Annotated in this window: 21 protein-coding genes; 9 read left to right on the forward strand and 12 right to left on the reverse strand. The window is 54.8% G+C overall.

Annotation, left to right across the window (positions count from 1 at the left end; all coding sequences use genetic code 11):
• The first annotated feature begins 29 nt into the window (after positions 1–29).
• Positions 30–842, forward strand: a complete 813-nt coding sequence (tcdA, locus tag PTW35_RS02985) for a tRNA cyclic N6-threonylcarbamoyladenosine(37) synthase TcdA (RefSeq protein WP_281026474.1) — start codon at positions 30–32, stop codon at positions 840–842.
• A gap of 83 nt (positions 843–925) precedes the next feature.
• Here the strand turns inward: tcdA and csdE are convergent, their stop codons facing one another.
• Positions 926–1,357, reverse strand: coding sequence for a cysteine desulfurase sulfur acceptor subunit CsdE (gene csdE, locus PTW35_RS02990; RefSeq protein ID WP_044622571.1), 432 nt, complete (start codon positions 1,355–1,357; stop codon positions 926–928).
• Positions 1,358–1,365: 8 nt separating this feature from the next.
• Positions 1,366–2,586, reverse strand: coding sequence for a cysteine desulfurase CsdA (csdA, locus tag PTW35_RS02995; RefSeq protein WP_281026475.1), 1,221 nt, complete (start codon positions 2,584–2,586; stop codon positions 1,366–1,368).
• Positions 2,587–3,021: 435 nt separating this feature from the next.
• Here csdA and PTW35_RS03000 point away from each other — a divergent pair, with 435 nt between their 5' ends.
• Genes PTW35_RS03000 through rlmM form a run of 4 tightly spaced genes read left to right on the forward strand, consistent with a single transcriptional unit; the run spans position 3,022 to position 6,122 of the window.
• Positions 3,022–3,942 (forward strand): transcriptional regulator GcvA, encoded by a 921-nt coding sequence (locus PTW35_RS03000; protein WP_044622573.1) that lies wholly within the window; start codon positions 3,022–3,024, stop codon positions 3,940–3,942.
• A gap of 14 nt (positions 3,943–3,956) precedes the next feature.
• Complete coding sequence (locus PTW35_RS03005; RefSeq protein ID WP_281026476.1) at positions 3,957–4,637, forward strand: alpha/beta family hydrolase; 681 nt, start codon at positions 3,957–3,959, stop codon at positions 4,635–4,637.
• 9 nt (positions 4,638–4,646) lie between these two features.
• Positions 4,647–5,030 (forward strand): DUF423 domain-containing protein, encoded by a 384-nt coding sequence (locus PTW35_RS03010; RefSeq protein ID WP_281026477.1) that lies wholly within the window; start codon positions 4,647–4,649, stop codon positions 5,028–5,030.
• 9 nt (positions 5,031–5,039) lie between these two features.
• Positions 5,040–6,122 (forward strand): 23S rRNA (cytidine(2498)-2'-O)-methyltransferase RlmM, encoded by a 1,083-nt coding sequence (gene rlmM / locus PTW35_RS03015; RefSeq protein WP_281026478.1) that lies wholly within the window; start codon positions 5,040–5,042, stop codon positions 6,120–6,122.
• 58 nt (positions 6,123–6,180) lie between these two features.
• On the opposite strand, the gene xni is transcribed toward rlmM, so the two are convergent.
• From xni to queF, 5 genes are all read right to left on the reverse strand, one after another.
• The gene (xni, locus tag PTW35_RS03020; RefSeq protein ID WP_281026479.1) at positions 6,181–6,957 is read right to left on the reverse strand and encodes a flap endonuclease Xni; all 777 of its coding nucleotides are present in this window, start codon (positions 6,955–6,957) and stop codon (positions 6,181–6,183) included.
• Positions 6,958–7,057: 100 nt separating this feature from the next.
• On the reverse strand, positions 7,058–8,434 hold the full coding sequence (ppnN, locus tag PTW35_RS03025) for a nucleotide 5'-monophosphate nucleosidase PpnN (protein ID WP_281026480.1): 1,377 nt from the start codon (positions 8,432–8,434) through the stop codon (positions 7,058–7,060).
• Between the two features lie 229 nt (positions 8,435–8,663).
• Complete coding sequence (locus PTW35_RS03030) at positions 8,664–10,181, reverse strand: GGDEF domain-containing protein (RefSeq protein WP_281026481.1); 1,518 nt, start codon at positions 10,179–10,181, stop codon at positions 8,664–8,666.
• Between the two features lie 172 nt (positions 10,182–10,353).
• Complete coding sequence (locus tag PTW35_RS03035; protein ID WP_281026482.1) at positions 10,354–12,633, reverse strand: GGDEF domain-containing protein; 2,280 nt, start codon at positions 12,631–12,633, stop codon at positions 10,354–10,356.
• Between the two features lie 185 nt (positions 12,634–12,818).
• A complete protein-coding gene (gene queF / locus PTW35_RS03040) occupies positions 12,819–13,664 on the reverse strand; it encodes an NADPH-dependent 7-cyano-7-deazaguanine reductase QueF (protein ID WP_281026483.1) in 846 nt (281 codons plus the stop codon).
• 63 nt (positions 13,665–13,727) lie between these two features.
• On the opposite strand from queF, the gene syd reads away from it, so the two are divergent.
• Both syd and PTW35_RS03050 read left to right on the forward strand, forming a co-directional pair.
• Positions 13,728–14,294, forward strand: a complete 567-nt coding sequence (gene syd, locus PTW35_RS03045) for a SecY-interacting protein (RefSeq protein ID WP_281026484.1) — start codon at positions 13,728–13,730, stop codon at positions 14,292–14,294.
• A gap of 3 nt (positions 14,295–14,297) precedes the next feature.
• Complete coding sequence (locus PTW35_RS03050) at positions 14,298–15,074, forward strand: Zn-ribbon-containing protein (protein WP_281026485.1); 777 nt, start codon at positions 14,298–14,300, stop codon at positions 15,072–15,074.
• Between the two features lie 42 nt (positions 15,075–15,116).
• Here the strand turns inward: PTW35_RS03050 and PTW35_RS03055 are convergent, their stop codons facing one another.
• The 5 genes from PTW35_RS03055 to PTW35_RS03075 form a co-directional block, all read right to left on the reverse strand.
• Complete coding sequence (locus PTW35_RS03055) at positions 15,117–15,395, reverse strand: hypothetical protein (RefSeq protein WP_281026486.1); 279 nt, start codon at positions 15,393–15,395, stop codon at positions 15,117–15,119.
• Between the two features lie 77 nt (positions 15,396–15,472).
• The gene (locus PTW35_RS03060) at positions 15,473–15,703 is read right to left on the reverse strand and encodes a DUF2789 domain-containing protein (protein ID WP_044622583.1); all 231 of its coding nucleotides are present in this window, start codon (positions 15,701–15,703) and stop codon (positions 15,473–15,475) included.
• 1,120 nt (positions 15,704–16,823) lie between these two features.
• Positions 16,824–17,081, reverse strand: a complete 258-nt coding sequence (locus tag PTW35_RS03065; protein ID WP_281026487.1) for a hypothetical protein — start codon at positions 17,079–17,081, stop codon at positions 16,824–16,826.
• An 885-nt stretch (positions 17,082–17,966) separates the two neighbouring features.
• Positions 17,967–18,272 carry a DUF3301 domain-containing protein gene (locus PTW35_RS03070; protein WP_281026488.1) on the reverse strand — a complete coding sequence of 102 codons (306 nt, stop codon included), beginning with the start codon at positions 18,270–18,272 and terminating at the stop codon, positions 17,967–17,969.
• 57 nt (positions 18,273–18,329) lie between these two features.
• The gene (locus PTW35_RS03075; protein ID WP_281027424.1) at positions 18,330–19,379 is read right to left on the reverse strand and encodes a DUF3549 family protein; all 1,050 of its coding nucleotides are present in this window, start codon (positions 19,377–19,379) and stop codon (positions 18,330–18,332) included.
• Positions 19,380–19,555: 176 nt separating this feature from the next.
• Between PTW35_RS03075 and PTW35_RS03080 the strand changes: the two genes are divergently transcribed.
• On the forward strand, positions 19,556–19,876 hold the full coding sequence (locus PTW35_RS03080) for a YqcC family protein (RefSeq protein WP_281026489.1): 321 nt from the start codon (positions 19,556–19,558) through the stop codon (positions 19,874–19,876).
• 2 nt (positions 19,877–19,878) lie between these two features.
• Entirely contained in the window at positions 19,879–20,619 is a 741-nt protein-coding gene (truC, locus tag PTW35_RS03085; RefSeq protein ID WP_281026490.1) for a tRNA pseudouridine(65) synthase TruC, read from the forward strand.
• Positions 20,620–20,660: the final 41 nt, after the last annotated feature.

Below are 20,660 nucleotides of genomic sequence, written 5' to 3' on the forward strand. Positions count from 1 at the left end.
ATGAATGTGTGAATCAGCGCGGAAAAGCCATGCGAGAACTAGATACCCCAGCATCAGACAATTACAACCAGCGTTTCGGCGGGACCCGCCGCCTGTATGGTAACAGCGAAGTGGAAATCTTCCGTGCCGCGCATGTGTGCGTAATTGGTATTGGCGGTGTGGGCTCATGGGCTGCAGAGGCACTGGCGCGTTCAGGGATTGGGGAGTTGACCCTGATTGATATGGATGATGTCTGTGTCACCAATATCAACCGTCAGATCCATGCGATGTCAGGCACGGTTGGGCAAAGCAAGATCGAGGTCATGGCCGAGCGTATCAAGCTGATCAACCCTGAGTGCAAGGTCAACCTGATCGATGACTTTATTACCCCGGAGAATGTGGCGCAGTACATCGACGGACGCTACGACTATGTGTTGGATGCGATCGATAGCATGAAGCCGAAAGCGGCATTGCTGGCCTACTGCAAAAGCAACAAGCTGAAAGTGATCACCACCGGTGGCGCGGGCGGTCAGATCGATCCGACCCAGATCCAGATCGCGGACTTGACCAAGACCATCCAGGATCCGCTGGCAAAGAAGCTGCGCGATACCCTGCGCCGTCACCACAACTTCCCGAAAAACCCTAAGCGCAAGTTCGGTATTGACTGTGTCTTCTCCACCGAACAGCTGAAGTACCCACAGGCTGATGGCTCGGTGTGTGGTGTGAAATCGACGGCTGAAGGTCCGAAGCGAATGGATTGCGCCAGCGGTTTCGGTGCTGCGACCATGGTGACCGCAACCTTTGGTTTTGTTGCTGTCTCTCGTATTTTGCAGAAACTGGTCGATAAGCACCTGCAGAAATAAAGTATTCGGGCCGCATCAGATGAAAGAAAAGCGAGGCTTAGCCTCGCTTTTTTGATCTTGTTAGCTTGATATAAGGGACTGTTTTACCCTTCAGCCAATGCCTTGATCTGCTCCACTATCGCCTTGAGCCCGTTGCCGCGGGAGGGACTGAGGTGGGCGAGAAGGTTGAGCTGCTCGAAATAGCCGTCGATATCGAAGGCTTCGATTTGCTGGGCATTCTTGCCTTCGAAGGCGGCCAGCACCAGAGTGATCAGGCCGCGGACGATCCGCGCATCCGAGTCGGCCACGAAATGGAAAGTCCCGTCTTCCCGCTGCTGGTGGACGAGCCAGACCTGGCTTTCACAGCCACTGACCTTGAGCTGGTCCTGCTTTAACTCTTCCGGCATCGCTGGCAGCTTCTTGCCCAGCTGGATCACGTTGCGGTAGCGGTCCTCCCAGCCGTTGGCTTGGCCCATCAATTCTATGATCGCCTCACAGGTAATCTCGGTCCCAAAAGGGTGGCTTGGCAGCGTCATAATCTCTCCTAAAGCAGGCTGCAGGCTTTGTGCAGCGCGGCAACAAATTGGTCTATATCTTGTTGGGTATTGTACAGCGCAATAGATACCCGCAGGGTGCCGCTGACACCGAGCGCATCCATCATCGGGTGGGCGCAGTGATGCCCGGCACGAAGGGCGACACCCTGTTGGTCGAGCAAGGTGGCAATGTCCTGGTGGTGGACGCCATCCACCACGAAGGAAAACAGGCTCGCTTCAGGCTGCAGGCCGATAATGCGCAAATCCTCGATGTCCTTGATCCCTTCGATAGCGCGCTGGCGGAGGGCCTGGATGTGATGCTCGGCACCTTCCCGGTCTATCCCCTGCAGCCAGTTGATGGCCGCGGCCATGGCCAGGCTGCCTGCGACATTCGGGGTGCCGGCTTCGAATTTGCCCGGCAGGGCGGAAAAGGTGGTGCCCTCAAAGCTCACTTTCTCCACCATCTTACCGCCGCCGTGCCATGGCGGCATGGCCTCAAGCAGTGCCCGCTTGCCATACAACACGCCGATCCCCGCCGGGGCAAAGATCTTGTGGCCTGAGAAGACATAGAAATCCGCATCGAGCGCTTGTACGTCGATGTGCTCATGGGCGACAGCCTGGGCCCCATCAACCACGACGATCGCGCCGGCGCGGTGGGCGGCCTGGATAATGGTCTCGACCGGATTGCGGGTCCCGGTCACATTGGTGACATGGGCGACAGCCACAATCTTGGTTTTCCCCGTCAAGCGCTGGGCGAATGCCTCCATATCCAGCGTGCAGTCGCTGCGCATTGGAATTTTGACCACTTTGGCCCCGGTCTGCTCGGCAACGATTTGCCAGGGAACAATATTGGCGTGGTGCTCGAGCTCGCTGACCAATATCTCATCCCCTGGCTGCAGGTTATTGCGGGCGTAGGTCTGGGCGATTAGATTGAGGGCTTCGGTCGCGCCCCGGGTCCAGATTATTTCCTTGCTGTCGGCGGCGTTGATGAAGTGCTGAACGGTCTCTCTTGCCTGCTCGAACTGTGCCGTAGCGGACGCGGTTAGGGTATGGCTGCCGCGGTGGACATTGGCATTGTGGCCACTGTAGTACTGCCGGATTGTTTCAATGACCTCTAGCGGTTTTTGGGTTGTGGCGGCACTGTCGAGATAGACCAGTGGCTGGCCGTTGCATTCTTGGGCCAGGGCAGGAAATTGCTGGCGAATACGCTGGATATCAAATTGGGCAGTCATGGTGTGTCACATAGCAAAAAAGACAAGGGGGAGATCATGCGGTGAAAAACACATAAGGGCAAGTATTTCTCCGGTTGGTTCAATTATACCAAACTCATCACTTTTATGGCCTGTCGGCGGAGGACAAAAGGCGCGGGGGTAAGAGAGCCTGGCTGGAGGCAAAAAAAAAAGCACTGCGTTGGGGCGCAGTGCCAAGAATTAATTTTGACAGACAGGTCAAAAATACAGGAAGTAAAATTGGTAGATTGACTACCTATCCGGCATAACCCGGACAATATGCAAACACAACATCGCAACTGTGCGGTCGGCCAAATGCCTGAGGGCGAAAAACTTGGCCTTGCTCACCGTTGCGGGGCAAATCATATGGTTTATGTAGCACTTGAACAATGGACAATTTATAATGTTTCCCATAAAAAAAACTAATGCAGGTTAAGTATGTCTAGACGTCTCCCTCCACTCAATTCATTGAAAGTCTTTGAAGCGGCGGCCAGAAACCTCAGTTTTACCCGTGCAGCGGAAGAGCTATTTGTCACACAAGCTGCTGTAAGCCACCAGATTAAAGCGCTCGAGGAATTTTTGGGGCTCAAATTATTTCGTCGTCGTAATCGCTCTTTATTGCTAACTGAAGAGGGCCAGAGTTACTTTCTCGATATAAAAGACATCTTTTCTGCAATCTCAGATGCCACAGATAAGGTCTTGGAACGCGGCGCGAAAGGGGCATTAACCATTAGTTTACCTCCTAGTTTTGCTATCCAGTGGTTGGTTCCCCGCTTGGCAGATTTCAATGAGCAGCATCCGGATATTGACGTCCGGATCAAGGCGGTGGATCTGGACGAGGGCTCGTTGACCGAAGATGTCGATGTCGCTATCTATTACGGCCGGGGGAACTGGCCTGGGCTGCGGGCCGATAAGCTGTACCAGGAGTTCTTGCTGCCGGTCTGTTCACCGATGCTCCTCAACGGCACCAAGCCGCTGCGGACGTTGGCGGATCTGAAAAACCATACCCTGCTGCATGATACCTCGCGCAAGGAATGGAAAAACTATGTTCGCCACCACGGCATCGAAGGCACCAACGTCAACCAGGGGCCTATTTTCAGCCACTCGACCATGGTGCTGCAGGCGGCGGCACATGGCCAGGGCATCGCGCTGGGCAACAACGTACTGGCACAGCCTGAGCTGGAGGCCGGTCGCCTGGTCTGCCCATTCGATGAAGTGCTGATGAGCAAGAATGCCTTCTTCCTGGTTTGCCAGGAGCGTCAGGCTGAAACCGGCCGGATCCAGGTCTTCCGCGACTGGGTGCTGGCCAAGGCTGCCCGCGAGCAGGAAGATATGCCGGACGTGGAAGACGAGCTGTAGGAGCCACAGGGACAATGTCGGAGACAAGTGTGACTGAGTACATCATAGATATGCCGCCAAGCGGCACGTACAGCGCGACCTTCCTGTTTGCCCATGGCGCCGGCGCTGGCATGGATCACGAGTTCATGGCTGAGATTGCCAACGGCCTTGCCCTGAAAGGGATCCGGGTGGTGCGGTTTGATTTCCCCTATATGGTCAAGCGCCGTGAAGACGGTAAGAAACGGCCGCCAGACAGGCAGCCCAAGCTACTGCTGGACTTCCAGCGCCACATCGACGCATTTGCCCATGAGGGCAACCTGGTGATCGGCGGCAAATCCATGGGCGGTCGCATGGCCAGCCTGATCGTTACGGGTGTTGCTGATGAATCACCGGATGTGGCCAACTGCCAGGATAAAGTGAAAGGTGTGGCCTGCCTGGGCTTTCCTTTCCACCCGCCGGGCAAGCCGGAGAATTTTCGCGGCGAGCATCTGCAGGCGGTTGCCCTGCCGACGCTGATCCTGCAGGGCGAGCGCGATACGTTCGGTACCCGCAGCGAAGTCGAAGGCTGGCACTATGCGCCGAGTGTGGAGGTGGCGTTCCTGCCTGACGGCGATCACAGCTTCAAGCCCCGCAAGGCATCGGGCCATACCGAGCCAGGCAACCGCCAGCTGGCGGTGAAGATGCTGGCTCGCTTTATTGCCGCGTGTACGGCCTAGGGGGAAAGGATGGAGCATAAAGCAAGCCGCTGGCTATTGGTCTTTGCGGCACTGAGCGGGGCGGTGACCGTCGCGCTGGGCGCGTTTGCTGCCCATGGTCTGAAGGCACAGCTACCGCCGTATCTGCTCGGGGTCTTCGAAACGGGCGTCCAGTATCAGGCCTGGCACACCTTGGCGATTATCGGTTGTGCAATATTGGCACGCATTCTTCCGTCAAAAGGGGTATCATACGCAGCCCTGTTTTTTGTGGCAGGGATCATACTCTTTAGCGGCAGCCTGTATGCGCTGGCGTTGACGGGTATCAAGTGGTTTGGCCCCATCACCCCGATGGGAGGCGTCTGTTTTATCATAGGCTGGGTAGCGCTTGCAGTAGCTGCCTGGCGTTCAGCTTGAGGGTTGAGAGTGAATCAAGTTCTGTTGTACTGCCGTCCCGGCTTCGAGAAGGAATGTGCCGGTGAAGTTCAAGACAAAGCAAATGCACTGGAGTTGTATGGCTTTCCTCGCGCGAAAAACAATACCGGCTATGTATTGTTTGAGTTCTACCAGCCGGGTGATGCGGATACGTTTATCCAGCAGCAGCCATTTTCCGAGCTGATCTTTGCTCGCCAGATGGTTGCGGTGATGCCAATGCTTGAAGATCTGCCGCAGGAAGACCGTATCTCGCCGATTATGGAAATGGTGGCGGACTTCCCTCGCTGTGGGGATCTGCGGGTTGAAACGCCAGATACCAACGAAGCCAAAGAACTGCTGAAATTCTGCCGCAAGTTTACCGTGCCGCTACGTCAGGCGCTGCGTAAGTCTGGTGCGATGTATGCCAAGGACAACCCGAAAAAGCCAGTGCTTCACCTGTGTTTCATTGCACCGGGCTGCTGCTTTGTCGGTTATTCCTACACTACCAATAACTCGCCGTTCTTCATGGGGATCCCTCGTCTTAAGTTCCCGTCGGATGCGCCGAGCCGCTCAACTCTGAAGCTAGAAGAAGCATTCCATGTCTTTATTCCGCGAGATGAGTGGGATGAGCGTCTAGCTTCCGGTATGTGGGGAGTCGATTTGGGTGCTTGTCCAGGCGGTTGGACCTACCAGCTGGTCAAGCGCTCGATGTTTGTCCATGCCATTGACAACGGCCAGATGGCACAGAGCCTGATGGACACCGGGCAGGTCAAGCACCACATGGTCGATGGCTTCAAGTTCGAGCCACCGCGCAAAAACGTCACCTGGATTGTGTGCGATATGGTCGAAAAGCCGGCCCGTGTGGCGCACCTGATGGGTGACTGGCTGATCAAGGGCTGGGCAAAAGAAGCGATCTTCAACCTCAAGCTACCGATGAAAGGCCGCTATGACGAGGTACTGCAGGATATCGAAAACCTCAAGGTCTACCTGATCCAGAACGGGGTGAAATTCAAGCTGCAGGCCAAGCACCTGTACCATGACCGTGAGGAAATCACGGTACATATCCAGCGTCTGGATAACCGCTCGCCGCATTGATTATCGGCAAAGTCATGAAACGCCACCTTCGGGTGGTGTTTTTGTATTACGCTCTTTGCTAACTCCCCGCCGTATAACGTATATCCTGCAAATTGAACCCTAGTACCAAGTCGGTTTTCAGAGATGCAACCTGCTTGGAGGCAATGGCCTCACTGCGGCAGGCGTCGATCTTCTTCTGCCATTTGGCAGGTAGGTCGTCAGCCGCCAGGATAGCTTCGAGGTTAGGGTATTGGCTGAGCAGCTCCACGGCGGCCTTGGGGCCAATTCCCGCCACGCCCGGGATCTTGCTCGAGCTGATCCCGGCCAGTCCCCAGTAGTCCGGCAGCTGCTCGGGCTTGACGCCGAACTCCTTTTCGACAAATGGGCTATCGAGCCAGCGCTGCTGGAAGTAATCGCGGATCCGCAAGGTCGGCTGGAGCAGTTGGCAATAGCCCTTGTCGGTAGAGATGATCGTCACCTGCTGGCCGCGGGAGGCGACTTTCAGTGCCAGGGTCGCCACCAGATCATCGGCCTCGTCGCCGTCGGATAGCAGCGAGTCGATCCCCATGTCCATGAAGGCGTCCTGGATGATGTCCATCCCCGTCATGAGCTCTTCTGGCATTGGCTTGCGGCCCTCCTTGTAGTACGGCAGCAAATCAGCCCGCCAGCCACGGTCTTCGCCGTGGTGATCAAACACCGCGACAATGTGGGTCGGCTGACTGCTGCTGATGATTTTACCCAGGGCCTGACAGCACACCTTGGCCGTGTTGTGGACATCGGGCTCACCATGCTGGGCTGCATGGACGCGGCGGATCAGATTGAGGGCATCAATAATGACAAGGTGGATAGACGACATAGCGTAAACCGTGTAGCAGTAAAGAAAAAAGGGTCAACAGACCCTTTATTGTACGCATTGTTGCTGCGAATGTGCACCGCCATCTGGCAGGTGGCTGGGATTATTTCGCTATCGGTGGCAAAGCCGTGATGATTTCGTAGCAGGGCTCGTAACGGGTGCCCGGCAGCTTCATCCGCTGCTGCTCGACAAACTGGGCAAGCAGCTTGTCCATCCGCTTCATCAGGGCGATATCGCCGTTAATTTTAAAGCGCCCCTTGCGTTCGATTTCACGGATCCCTTCCTCCTTGACGTTGCCCGCCACGATACCCGAGAAAGCGCGGCGCAAGTTCGCGGCCAGGTGCTCTGGGCGCTGGGACATGTGCAAGTCGAGGCTGGCCATGGACTCATGGGTTGGCTCGAACGGCAGCTGGAATTCCGGCGGGATCTCCAGTGACCAGTTGTAGCTGTAGGCATCGCCGGTTGCCAGGCGGTGCTCTTTGATCAGCGGCATGGCCGATTTCATCACCCGTGCGACTTGCTCGGGATCATCGATGATGATCTGGTAATGCTGGGTTGCCGCCTCGCCCAGGGTGTCGCGGATGAAGCTGTCCAGGGTGCGGAAATAGGGCTCGGATTCTTTCGGCCCGGTGAGCACGACGGGCATCGGCTGGTCGGCATTTTTCGGTTCCATCAAAATACCGAGGATATAGAGCAGCTCCTCGGCCGTTCCGGCACCGCCGGGGAAGATAATAATGCCGTGGCCGACCCGAACGAAGGCTTCCAGGCGCTTCTCGATATCCGGCAAGATGACCAGCTCGTTGACGATCGGGTTGGGTGGCTCGGCAGCAATAATGGATGGCTCGGTCAGGCCAATAAAGCGGCTGTTGGGGAAGCGCTGCTTGGCATGGCCGATGGCGGCCCCTTTCATCGGCCCCTCCATGGCCCCGGGGCCACACCCGGTACAGATGTTGAGTTCGCGCAGCCCCAGCTCGTTGCCGACCTCGCGGGTATACTGGTACTCGACCGGATTAATGGAGTGGCCGCCCCAGCACACGACAATATTGGGATCTTCACCGGAGCGCACGGTCTGGGCGTTGCGCAGGACGCTGAAGACAAAGTTGGTGATGTGCGGCGAACTGGTCAGGTTGATGTCCTTGCGCTGCTGGACATGCATGTTGACGTACACGATATCGCGCAGTACGGCAAACATATGTTCCTGGATCCCGCGGATGATCCGGCCGTCGACAAAGGCATGCTCCGGCGGGTTCATCAGCTCGAGCTTGATCCCGCGCTCGCGCCGCATCACATTGACATCGAAGCTTTTATGCCTTTCCAGCAGTTCTTTCGAGTTGTCGGAATGGCTGCCGGAGTTGAGTACCGCCAGCGAGCAGTTACGGTACAGGCGGTAGATATCACTGGAGGCCGTTGCTTTGAGCAAGTCGACTTCATGTTGGGACAGTAGGTCCATCGCACCTACCGGACTGATATGAGTGATCATGATTACCTCCCTGGTCATGACAAGGCGGCGGTATCCACTGGGTGTATTCATTTTAGGAAGAATCGGTGAATACTGCCGGGTGAAGCAGAAAGTAAACCGGTTGGGAGTACACTCTGTTTCCTGAAGATCAGCCTTATGTGTGAGTGAATTTTAAGTGACTGATATAGTTACCATACACAGAGTAGCCCGTTTTTACCAGCCATTGATAGGTGGATGATTTACGCGGAGATCAGAAAATCCAGAAAATCCGGTTGCAGCCAGCGTTGCGGGCGCCGGAGAGGGCCTTGTCAGTCCGTTCGATGATATTGGCCGGGGTATCGTTGCTCTCGAACAGGGTAGCCCCCATCGATACGGTGATGGTGATGTTACTGTCACGGAAGCGAAATGGCAGCTGGGCGACGGCCTGGCGGATTGCCGCCAGGCGCTGGTTGCGCAGCTCCTCGCTCACGTCGGGCAAAATGAGCATGAACGCATCATCGCCGAAGCGGCCGATAAAGTCGGTCGGCTCGAGCTGCTTGCGAATGGTACGGGCGATAATTTTGAGGATCTTATCGCCGGCCTGATGGCCATAGTGCTTATTGACCGAGCTGAAGTTGTCGATGTCGACCAGCGTCACGCATAGCGGGTGCTGGTAGCGCAGCCAGCGGCGGTACTCGTGTTCGAGACGCTCATTGAGTGCCGTGCGGTTGTAGACCTTGGTCAGGTTATCGAGGAAGATACGCTGCTCCTGATCGCTCAGTCGCTGGCGGTAATCCTGAGTCTGCTCGTAGAGGTGCTCGATTTTTGATTTGTTGTAGCTGAGCTGCTCCAGCAAGGCTTTTTCCCTTTTCTCCAGCGCCTTGTTGCGCTCGGCGAGTACCAGGAGTTCCTTGGTCAGGTGGGTCAGCTCTGGGCGCCAGCTATCGAGTTGTTTATGGGTTTGCAGACCTGTTTTAATCGACTGGGCGAGCTCGGCCAGTTCGTTGGTCATTTCGCCGCGGTGCTCATAGATGGTATGGCTCTGCTCGGCACTCTGCTGGGTGGTCTTGCTCAGGGTACCGAGCTCACCGTTTACCGTATCGAGAAACTGCTGTGAGGTATGGCGTTCCTGGTGAGTCCCATCCATTACCAGTCGCAGTACCTCGAGGGCGATTTCCAGCAATGCGGATGGCGCCACACCTTTTAGCAATTGGTTACGGATTGTCAGCAGTTTGTCTCCGGCTTCGCCGTCGAAGTCGAGTTCGGTGATCAAATTCTGCAACTCGGTGGTCAGTTTCATCAGCAAATCGTGCTGGATGGCTGCAGGGTTGTTTTGCAGCCCTTTGGTGGCCACCAGTTTCAGCGCGCGCTCGTACAGCGACATCAGGCCGAGGACTTGGTTGAATGAACTCGAAAGCGATGCCGTTGGCTGGGCAAGAAGTTGGTGAAGGTCACGCTTGAGCTGGGCTGGCAGGCCAGGGAAGCGGCGCAGGATCTCACTGCTGCGCTGGAACTGTCTGTCCAGCTTCTCCCGCTCTTTGGGCTGGGTTTCACCCATCCGGTTGGCGAGTCGTTCAACCACCGCGATACGAGGGATTAGCTGGCTGATGTCCTTCTGCTGTTCCAGATCTTGGCGCAGCATGGCGAGCTTCTCATCGAACTCTGTGTCTAGCCCCCGGCACGCAACTGACAGACGGCTGATCAGGCGTTTTAGGATCGTAAGCTCCCGCCTTGACTTCAAAGAGGCGTCACGGTGTGAGAGTTGAGCTTGATCCAAACGTAGTTTCAATTGACTCAATTGCGAAGCTACGGCATTTATGTCTGTCACAGGGTTACAGCGCGGTCCATGGTGGTAAACTTGTTTCTTATCAGGAAGTTAAAAAGTGATCCTAAATTCGATGCTAACAAAAACCTTCTGCTAATTCATTGTTATCGGCCATCTCCCGGATATTTCCATTCGATTAACTGATATTTTTGTCAGAAACGTGATCATTGTTCCAGCTAATGTCGCAACTTCCTGAAGTTTGTACTTTTACTAGCCCATTATGTATGCCTTGGATACATGAACGGCGGATATTGTCACTGGCAAAGCTAGCCGCTGGGGCCGCGTCAATGGCACTGAGGTGGACCCATTGGCTGCCCGACTCCTGCTTGCTGATCTCCCTGGCGGCATTGGTGGCCATCAGGAGGATATCAAGCAGCTCGTGGTCGTTAATGGCGGTGTATGCCCTAGGCAAGAAAGGATATTCTGCCATACCAATTCTGACGCGGTTGTCGATATGCTTGTTCTCGAGGAAGCGGTCGACCAGCTGTTGCAGTGAGCCTGCCAGTTGATCTGGTGCCGAGTCGAGCCGCGAATTTGGCTCAATGTACAGGAACATGGCATCGGAGAAGTGGTACAGCCTGGCCGGTTCACAAATCTGCTGGTTGAGGTATTCGCCAAACTGGCGTTCGAGATCCAGCCCCTGCTGGTAGCCGTGCTTGAGGTAGATATGCTTGAGGAAAGGCACCTCGAACAGAGCGAAGCGCAGGCGATCGCTCAGTGGCTCGTTGATGATTTCGCCAAGGTGCCATTGCTCGAAGTTAGCGCTGCTTTGCTGCAGGGAATTCGGCAGTTTGGCAGTCAGCATCCGCAAGTTTCTCAACCCGCTGCGCGGGTGGGTATAGAAATCGGTCCGCAGGCGCAGCAGGCGCGCTTGCAGTTGCTTGGCGGTTTTGTGGCGTCTTACCAGTAGGATAAAGATCACGCCGCTGAGGCAGAACAGGAAGATGGTGACGTTCTTCTGCTTGTACAGGGCCTTGCTGCTCTCAAACTGCTGGCGCTCCAGTTCCTCGAGGTGCAGCGAACGCTCAAGCATGCGCTGCTGCTGCTTGAAAACCTCGACATTGCTTCTCACCTGGGCTTGCTGCTTAGTGATGAAAAGTTGCTCGTAACGGCGCTGGCTCAGCAGGGCGTTGTAGTAATCGTTCTGCTGCTCGAAGGCACGTGACAGAAGGTTTTCCCCTTCCAGCTGAAGATCGCGGTTGCCGATTCGGCTGGCAGCCATCAGCCCCGTCTGCAGGTTGGTAATCGCCTCCTCGGGCTTGCCCTCGGCCAGCTCGAGCTCGCCTTGCAGAATCTGGGCCTCGGCCATGATTGCCTCGTTACCGGTCTGGGTGGCTATCAGGCGAGTGTGGTGGAGGTACTGCTCGGATTTCGGGTAGTTGTAGAGCTGCAGGTAAACCCGCGCGATGCTCAGGCGCAGCCTTGCCGAGCGGATATCGCTGTTGAGCTGGTTTTCCTGATCCAAGGCGTTGAAGTAGTGAACCAGAGCCAGGTTGAAGCGACCCTGCTGCTCATAGATAGAGGCGATCAGCTCCAGGGTCTTGGCAAGTGGCCGGCTACGGTCGTAATGCTCGAAGAACTCGCCGGCTTGAGTGGCATGCTCCAGGGCTTTGTCGAACACCTTGCGCTGCTCGAACAGCACCGCCAGATCGTAGTTGGCAACGGCGGTTTGGGCCTGGTCATCATTTTCGACGGCAAGCCAGTAGCCACTGAGCAAGCGATCCAGTGCCGTATCGTAATGGCCATGCTTGAAGTAATGCCTGCCGACCACCAGCTGGTAGTGGATCAGCTCGGCGGGATCATCAAGGTTGATCAGGAAGCGCTTGGCTTTGAGAAATCCCTTTTCCGCCTCGCTCTCGTGATCGGTTGCCGACTCGATGATCGAGCGCTGCATCAATGCCTGGTATTGCAGGCGCTTGATCTGGCTGTCGAGCATCAGGTGGCTGCTGGCGACGATGTCAGTTTCTACTTTGCTGAGCATTTTCAGCGAGCGGGCGTTATTTTTCAGGTTGCTCCAGTAGATATCGGCATGGATCAGCTGGCTCTCAAGCCGGCTGAATGTCAGGTTTTCCTCGGTGGATATATCTTCGGCCTGCTTGATAGCCGCAATCGCTTTGTCCGGATGGTTCAACAGTGAGTGGGCCTTGGCGAGGATCTGCAAGGCATTGACTGTGCTCAGCGGGGTTCTTACCGAGTGGTCAGTTTCATCATTGATATGGACGCGGGAGGTTTCTTTGGGGGCGCTTAAGCGACGCTGGTCGAGGTAGCGGGTCGTAATGGCCAGCGATTGCTCGGGATTGGTTTGGAGCAGCTCATTGGCTTCTGCCAGGATTGGCGTGGTAAAAATTTTTGCTTGTGTGCTGAACGAGATGATGCCTATGAACAGCAAACGGATCAGCCAACGGCTAGCAGACATACTTTCATGAACCCCAAAAAACAGTACCACCAATATTAATGGGTTAGCCTATCAAGTCCAGCAAAGTCTTCGATTTTGCGTAACTTATCCCCAAGTATCTTGAAGTTACTTGGGGATATTGCAAAGCGATTACTTTTTTGCCCACTGGCTGAAAAGGTATTTGCTCAGGTGATCACGCTGCCTGCTTATTGGCGCGCCAGACGGAAGTTATCGCTTGGCGTTTTGCCCATGTTGGTTCGGTACGGGTTGATGTCCAAACCGCCGCGACGGGTATAGCGGGCGTAAACCGTCAATAGCTCCGGCTTACAGTACTTCATGATGTCAGTGAAAATACGCTCGACACACTGCTCGTGGAACTCGTTGTGGTCGCGGAACGAGATCAGGTAACGCAGCAGCTTTTCGCGATCGATTTTCTTGCCGGTATAGGAAATACGCACGCTGCCCCAATCTGGCTGGCTGGTGATCAGGCAGTTAGACTTTAGGAGGTGGCTGTGCAGGATTTCGGTGACCGTTTCTTCCGATGCGGCACCTTCCAGGTGCGATGGATCGAATTCGTAATCCGTAATTTCGATATCCTGATCGTCGATGCATTCGCCGAAGAAGTTGGCGATTGGCTGATTGTCGAAGTCAGACAGGGGTTGCACCGTGACATCGACATCGGCGCCTGCGCACTGGGTCAGATCTTTTTGCAGGGTATCTGCAATCTGCTGCCAGCTGTCAAACTTAGTCTGGTTGAAGCTGTTGAGGTAAAGCTTGAATGACTTGGACTCGATCAGGTTAGGGCTGTTGGCCGGCAGGCGAACCTCACCGATTGCCACCTGTGGCAGGCCTTTCTTGTTTAGCCAAGACAGCTCGTAGAGTGTCCAGATGTCATAACCGGTGAAAGGTAGGTCGTCGCCAAGGGACAGATCATCTCGGTTCAGGCTGCGAGGGACAGGCTGGAGGAGAGATGGGTCGTACTGGTCTTTGTATTCCGTCGTTTTACCTAGGGTCAAACCGGCTAATTCTTTCGCGTCTTGATATTTGCTCATACTGTCCTGGACACACTTGGATTAGAATAGCCAAAGTTTACTTAATCTTTTGAGAGGTTGCGAATGAATCATCCCGTTGCAGCGGCGTTATCTGAATTTTCTTCCCGTTTTTTGCAGGCATGGTGTGATGCAGGTCAAGGTTTTCCCCGAAGTGATGACCTGGTGGGGTTATCATCACCTTGCGTGAAGGCCGATGATGGCTACGAAGTGACTTGGCAACCGGTTGCTCGCTCGCCGATGGGGGATCTTGCCAGTGTCGAGAAAGGGATCGAGCTTCGCCTGCACGAAGATATTGTTGCTTTCTACGGTGCCCAGTTCAGTGGTGACATGGCCGCTAAATTCCAAACCGTTACGGGTATGATTGAATTTGACTTGCTCCAGGCCTTCAGCGAAGACGATGTATTGCGCCTGCAGGAGAACATTCTGGGGCACCTGGTGACCCAGCGTCGCTTGAAGCTCAAGCCGACAGTCTTTATCGGCGCGATGGATTCCGAAAGTGAGGTGGTGTCGGTGTGCAACCTCTCTGGCGAGGTGATCCTGGAGACGCTGGGCAAGGACAACCGTGAGGTACTCTCGCCGAGCCTGGAGCAGTTCCTGGCAGCCCTGCAACCTGTGGTAAGAGCCGAGTAAGTTATGTACGTCGTCGAATTGCAATTTGAATGTTTTGATAACACCACCGTCGCCGCGGTGGATAGCGCCATCAACGGATTGATGGATGCCCTGCGCTATAACGGCCAGGTGCTGGGGCGTGAGTTTCCCATCGTCATGGACGAGGGCACTTTCAAAGTCAGGGCGGTGTGCCCGGAGCAGGACAGCCTACACTCCCGTTTCCATAGCCCGCAGGTCAAAGCCGGGATGAACCGCCTGAGCCAGGCCAGCTTGCTGAGCCCCAAGGTCAAGCTGCTGGGCAGAGATCTGAACTCGGAAGCCGCGGCCGAGAACTTCTCGCCGAGCTGGCAGGTGATTTATACCACGTATGTGCACACCTGCTCCCCATTACGCTGCGGGGATACCCTGATGCCGATCCCGCTCTACCGCCTGCCGGAGCCGACCTTGAATGGCGATCACAAAGCGGTGATCAAGTGGCAGACGGAATGGCAGGCCTGTGACGAGTTGCAAATGGCGGGGGCGTGCCAGGCCGAGCATGCGGCCCTGCATGAAATCCGAGATGCCGACAGTGATATCTTCCGCCGGGGGTGGGACTTGCGCGGGCGCATTGAGTACATCACCAAGATCCCGACCTATTACTATCAATACCGGGTCGGTGGCGAGAGCCTCGAAAGTGAATTGAGCCGACCGTGTCCGAAATGCGGTGGCCAGTGGTGGTTGGATGAGCCGCTGCATGGCATTTTCCATTACAAGTGCGACAAGTGCCGTATTGTTTCCAATCTGTCCTGGGATTTCCAATAACAAAAAAGCGCAGTACCGACTGCGCTTTTTTGTTTGTCTGGCCTAGTCCTGCCTGCTTTCCAGCTGTTCAAGCCGGGCGGTCAATGAGGCGACTTGCTGCTCCAAGGCGGCAATCCGTGCTTCAGCGGAAGGCTGCGGGTCGACTTTTTCAATTCTTGGGACTCGGGCGCTCGATTTCCAACTCTGCAGTGCCTTGATGATGAGCGGCATCGGCAGGGGATCGGCCAACCTCGATTTGATTAATGCCACCGAAGGCTCTTTGCCTTCGGCCACCAAACTTTCAATAGCCTCGGAAAGGGCTTGGGTAATTTCTGATGACATGCGGTTTCCTTCTTGCTGCCGGGTGTGGCGCTATTCTCCCTCATTCCAGCCGAGGGGCACAATAGGCCCGTAGCCTGTTATTTCCTCAGCAAGGCATCAAGCTGATCGATAACTTCACACCAGTCGGCATCTTGTTCCTGTGACTCTTTGAGAAACCTTTTTTGCGCCGGCTGCCAGAAACTGGCTTCAGACAATTGCTCATGCTGGGCGAGCCGGTGCTCGGCCAAGAAGGTCTCGATAAACTCTTTGGAATTGTTCAATCCCAACTGACTGAAGAGGGAGGCAAGGTTGTGGTTAAAGGTTTCCATGGTCACTCCTTGGCTAGCGCTATGTTTTTCCTAATTATAGAGAAATATTTCACAGTGCCTGCCTTCATTCATCTTAACGAACATTCCTATTCATCTCGAACTCTTGTGAGAGATCTCTTACAAGGGTGTGGGACATTAAGGAAAAATAGTCGGTAAATAGGCTTATGGTGTGGGTTTAACTTATTGAATTGATGTGTTTTTTGTTGTCGTCTGGGAGGTGGGTAGGTTGCTTGGGGCAAAGGTTTTTACTGCAGTAACTATTTTGCCGAGGGAGAAAATCGTAATATTAACCCTGTCGGAAGGAACTGACGGAACGGAACAGGAAATAAGCCAAGGATATGGTTTGTCTCAGGATGAGACCGGTGTACTAGGATGGTATGTCGAACAAGGACTGTGAAGGGATAGCCGAGGAACGGCAACATGGTAAGTAGGATGCTTGCCAGTCAGGATGACACAAGGACCACTTCAGGACGAAGTTAGGGACACCTCCAGGATGGATGTTGAGAGTCAGGACAGGATGGACTGACGGGTCAGGACGGCCACAGGATCACTTCAGGATGAAGTAAAAAAGGACAAGGCTGAAGGAATACAGCTGTCAACGGAATGATGCAGGGAGCACCACAGTAGCGGGATTGCTGCAAGTAAGACCTAAGGGCGCAACGCAAGTTGCGCCCGTTCTTTTTTGTGCTCCGCAATAAACGGCCCTATGGTGAAGAGCGGTTCTATGGCCCTATGGGGTCAAGACCTCTTCAAGTTGAAGCGATTATTTTTGATTAATGCTGAAATCAATAGCTTGAAATCGTTTGCGGCTTCGGACAGCATCACAGCACCACTCTCAAAATAACAAAACAATGACTTATCCTGTACACCAGAGGATCAAGCCGGTCATATGTTTAACTAATCTCTGTAATCGAACTGAAACACAGAATAATCACCTTGTGAAACAGGGTGCAGTTATAGCCTTGCCCCCTTGTGAGAGATCTCTTACAAAGCTGTGAGAGTAATACAGGCCGGAACCAGACAAACTAGACGGGTTTGATTATTTTTTCTTTTTAAATCAGTGTATTGTCTTTTGTATTTTCACGGTGAATGTTATTCGTCAAGACATACCGGCCGATAGTCAATTGTATGAATCCGCAAAGCGCGTAATATGACCCTTGTCGACAGGGAGTTGGCGCAGGAAATGGAAAGCAGAAGGAATCTGCAAGCCTAGGAAAGGCAGTGCCAGCAGGGCGGCTGGCAGACATGAAGTCATGGACACGGAATGGATACCGTCGGGGATCAGGATGATTGCCGTCAGGATCGAGTAGGACAGCTTTAGGATAAGCCGGAACACCTCAAGGATTGGGGGTAGGGATAGCGCTCTGGGATAGAGCAAGAGGACGGCTTAGGGACGAGTATCAGGAACCCTTCAGGATGAAGGCAGTGGACACCGCCAGGAAGGACGAGAGAGTCGCACATGGACAATGCGACGGGTCAAGGAACTACCAAGGACAACCCGGGATAGGGTTTAGGGATTACCGCTAAGGATTTAGAATAACAAGGATAGTCGCAGGGAGCACTGTCGTAGCGGGAAAGCTGCATGTAAGACCTAAGGGCGCAACGCAAGTTGCGCCCGTTCTTTTTGGGCCGGCAAAAACCCCCTTCGGCTCTCTCCCATTTCTCATCAGTGATACTCTGTCAACCTTGTGAGAGATCTCTTACAAGTTCGTGGGAGATTAAGGTGATAGGATGAGGGGGAAATCGTCATTTTATCGCGTAAGGTTATGTATTTTAGATCTTTTTATTGCGATGCGGCATATATCAAGCGGGTTGCAGCTGAGCTTTTCACCAGGGAGCGCTACTTTATCCGGCCTGAAGGTGTAATCTTATAAGTGTCGGAAGGAACTGACGGAACGGAACAGGAAACACCCAAGGATTCGGGTAGTCTCAGGATGAGGCCGGTGTACCAGGATGGTGTATCGAACAAGGACTGTGAAGGGATAGCCGAGGAGCGGCAAAATGGTAAGTAGGATGCTTGCCAGTCGGGACGACACAAGGACCACTTCAGGATGAAGTCAGGACCCCTCCAGGAAGGATGTTGAGAGTCAGGATAGGATAGGCTGACGGGTCAGGATGGCCACAGGACAACTTCAGGACGAAGAATAAAAGGAATCTGCTGACGGATTACAGCAATTCGATGGATTGATGCAGGGAGCACCTTAGTAGCGGGACTGCTGCAAGTAAGACCTAAGGGCGCAACGCGAGTTGCGCCCGTTCTTTTTTATTCCCCCGGCATCCTATGCGGCGGGACATGGATCGTCAGCGGATGGAAGCCCTTCATCACGATGTGCCCCTGATAGGCGTCTTGGCCATCGGCGGAGAACTCAAACAAGTAAATGGTATGCCAGCCCCAGCGACCGTTGCGATCACGCAGGCGGTGCTCCCCCCTTGCTGTATTGAGCAGTTGCAAGCCCAAGTGTTCGCAACGTTGGTTGATGAAATAATTGGCCAGCTCTGTCTGGCGCCGCTGCTGCCAGAACAGAAAGCCCAAAATGGCCAGCAGTAAGATACCCAGAAGGTTTTCCATATCAAATTGTCCTTGCGCTTTCCCCAACCGAAGATGCTGGGGAAAGATTATATCGGGTTACTGGGTGCTTCGGGCATGCTGCTGAAGCTTGGTGATTGCGTCCACCAGTGCCGGATCTGCTTGGCCATGGAGGACCTGCAGCATGATCCCGCGCAGCTGCGGTAGCATCACCAGGTCGGCAAACAGCTGGTTGAACAGCGCCTGCTTGCCAGTTTCGGCAAGGCGGAGCAGGAAGGTGGTTGCCACCTGGGGTTCGGCCAAGCCCTGCCAGCAACGGCCAGCCACCGCAACCAGCACTTCCGGGTGGCACAGCTCCGGCTGGGCCAGCAATTTTTCAACTTGCTGGCGAAGCAGCGCGGTTTCGGTGCCGGAAAGGGCGCGGATCAGTGCGGCAACCAGGAATAGGTCGGGAGTCTCCACCGCCACTTCTTCAGCCAGGCGCTCGGCTAGGCGTGCAGCCAGTGGCTCGGGGAGTTGGCAGTGCTCCAGACAGCCGAGTAAGGCATACAGCGGTGTCAGCGGTAGGTTGTTGACCGCTTTGCGCAGCAAGGTGGCATTGTTTTGCTGTTTGATGCGGGCGCAGACATCGGCGAGGCCCTGCAGGCCGACCCCTTGCCATTTGTCCCAGCCCAGTTCGCCAGTCAGGTAATGCTGGGCGTGCTCGTAGTATTGGCTGGCCGGCAAGGCCAGCAGGCTGCGGAGCTGGGCATGGAAGATCGCCATCTTGTCATCGCTTGGCTTGAAGGTATACGGGTTGGCAGCCAGTTTCTCCTGCTCTTCTTCTGTCGGGGTGCTGTTGAGGGTTGCCCCCATCGCTTCGATGACATACTTGATGAAATCCCCCACGGCCGCTTGTTTGAGCAGGCCGCGTTCGTCAAGCGGCAGGCGCAAAAACCAGATCCACGGTGGGTTGCCGGCTTGCCAGAAGGAAATAGACAGGTGGGCATGCTGCTGCAGGGGCCATGGATAGGGCTGGCGGTTGTCTTCCACAGCCTTGAACTGTTCTACATCGATCTCGTTGACCCGGCGACCAAGGTCGAAAATTTTGTACTGGCAACCGGCATTGTCTAAGAGTTGGGTAAGGGTATGAAAATTATCCATGGGCAGTCTCAGTGCTCCTCAATCAAGGACAACGAGTATATACCAAACCTCCTTGTCGATGACACTTTCTCGCTCGGCTGCCGCTATGGTTGCCTTGGGCTCGCGTTGCGGAGGTGGTATCCTTCGCCCCCTTAATCCGGACAATCCCTTATTTCGTAGATATTCATTGTAGAGGTCACGTGATGGATAGAGCCCGTCATTGCCATCGATTATTGGAAAAACTTGCCACAGTGTTGCAGGAGAATGGTTATTGGGAGGCCAAGCCGCCCTCGGCTGAGGCGCTGAGCAGCAGCCAGCCGTTTGCCATTGATACCCTTCGTTGTGAGCAATGGCTCCAGTGGATTTTTATTCCTAAGCTCAGCCACCTGATCGCGATGAATATGCCGTTGCCGGCGGCGTTTGAAATTTCCCCCTATGTTGAGGAAGCGATGAAGGAAGCCAAGGGCCAGGCGGCTATCTTGGCCGTGACTCGTGAACTTGACCAATTATTTAAGAGTAAATAGCGATGGAACTCGAAATCCTATACCGCGATGAACACTTGGTCGCTGTCAACAAACCGGCCGGCATGCTGGTGCACCGCTCCTGGCTTGACCGCCACGAAACCGTGTTTGTGATGCAGACCTTGCGCGATCAGATTGGCCAGCATGTGTTTCCGCTCCACCGCCTGGACCGGCCAACCTCCGGAGTCCTGCTGTTTGCCCTGTCGAGCGAGACTGCGGCGCTGATGATGCCGCTGTTTGCCGGGCGTGATGTCAAAAAGACTTACCATGCAGTGGTTCGCGGCTGGGTCAAGGAAGCGGCGGTATTGGATTACCCGCTCAAAGAAGAGCTGGATAAGATCGCCGACAAAGATGCCGACCAGGACAAAGAAGCCAAAGATGCAATCACCGCCTATGCCCCGTTGGCCAAGGTGGAGACCAATATTCCGGTCGGCCGCTATGCGACCAGTCGTTATACCCTGGTGGAGATGAAGCCGGAGACGGGGCGCAAGCACCAGCTTCGCCGCCATATGCACCACCTGAGCCACCACATTATTGGCGATGTGAACCATGGCGATGGCCGCCACAACCGGATGTTCCGCGACAATTACGACTGTCGCCGCCTGATGCTCCATGCCTCGCGCCTGCAATTGCAGCATCCGCTGACCGGGGAGGCGTTGGATATTCGTGCCGGTGTCGATGAGCCGTGGATGCGGGTGATGGATGCCTTTGGCTGGGCAGCGGCCTTGATGGAGCCTGACGAATAAACTTGCATCTAACCTCTTCAAAGACCACAGTTAAGTAACGT

The sequence above is a fragment of the Photobacterium sp. DA100 genome, from assembly GCF_029223585.1.
GTDB lineage: Bacteria > Pseudomonadota > Gammaproteobacteria > Enterobacterales > Vibrionaceae > Photobacterium.

Coding starts and splice junctions, on each gene's coding strand:
- tcdA (WP_281026474.1), top strand. CDS start 30: ATGCGAGAACTAGATACCCCAGCATCAGACAATTACAACCAGCGTTTC.
- csdE (WP_044622571.1), bottom strand. CDS start 1,357: ATGACGCTGCCAAGCCACCCTTTTGGGACCGAGATTACCTGTGAGGCG.
- csdA (WP_281026475.1), bottom strand. CDS start 2,586: ATGACTGCCCAATTTGATATCCAGCGTATTCGCCAGCAATTTCCTGCC.
- PTW35_RS03000 (WP_044622573.1), top strand. CDS start 3,022: ATGTCTAGACGTCTCCCTCCACTCAATTCATTGAAAGTCTTTGAAGCG.
- PTW35_RS03005 (WP_281026476.1), top strand. CDS start 3,957: ATGTCGGAGACAAGTGTGACTGAGTACATCATAGATATGCCGCCAAGC.
- PTW35_RS03010 (WP_281026477.1), top strand. CDS start 4,647: ATGGAGCATAAAGCAAGCCGCTGGCTATTGGTCTTTGCGGCACTGAGC.
- xni (WP_281026479.1), bottom strand. CDS start 6,957: ATGTCGTCTATCCACCTTGTCATTATTGATGCCCTCAATCTGATCCGC.
- ppnN (WP_281026480.1), bottom strand. CDS start 8,434: ATGATCACTCATATCAGTCCGGTAGGTGCGATGGACCTACTGTCCCAA.
- PTW35_RS03035 (WP_281026482.1), bottom strand. CDS start 12,633: ATGTCTGCTAGCCGTTGGCTGATCCGTTTGCTGTTCATAGGCATCATC.
- queF (WP_281026483.1), bottom strand. CDS start 13,664: ATGAGCAAATATCAAGACGCGAAAGAATTAGCCGGTTTGACCCTAGGT.
- syd (WP_281026484.1), top strand. CDS start 13,728: ATGAATCATCCCGTTGCAGCGGCGTTATCTGAATTTTCTTCCCGTTTT.
- PTW35_RS03050 (WP_281026485.1), top strand. CDS start 14,298: ATGTACGTCGTCGAATTGCAATTTGAATGTTTTGATAACACCACCGTC.
- PTW35_RS03055 (WP_281026486.1), bottom strand. CDS start 15,395: ATGTCATCAGAAATTACCCAAGCCCTTTCCGAGGCTATTGAAAGTTTG.
- PTW35_RS03060 (WP_044622583.1), bottom strand. CDS start 15,703: ATGGAAACCTTTAACCACAACCTTGCCTCCCTCTTCAGTCAGTTGGGA.
- PTW35_RS03070 (WP_281026488.1), bottom strand. CDS start 18,272: ATGGAAAACCTTCTGGGTATCTTACTGCTGGCCATTTTGGGCTTTCTG.
- PTW35_RS03080 (WP_281026489.1), top strand. CDS start 19,556: ATGGATAGAGCCCGTCATTGCCATCGATTATTGGAAAAACTTGCCACA.
- truC (WP_281026490.1), top strand. CDS start 19,879: ATGGAACTCGAAATCCTATACCGCGATGAACACTTGGTCGCTGTCAAC.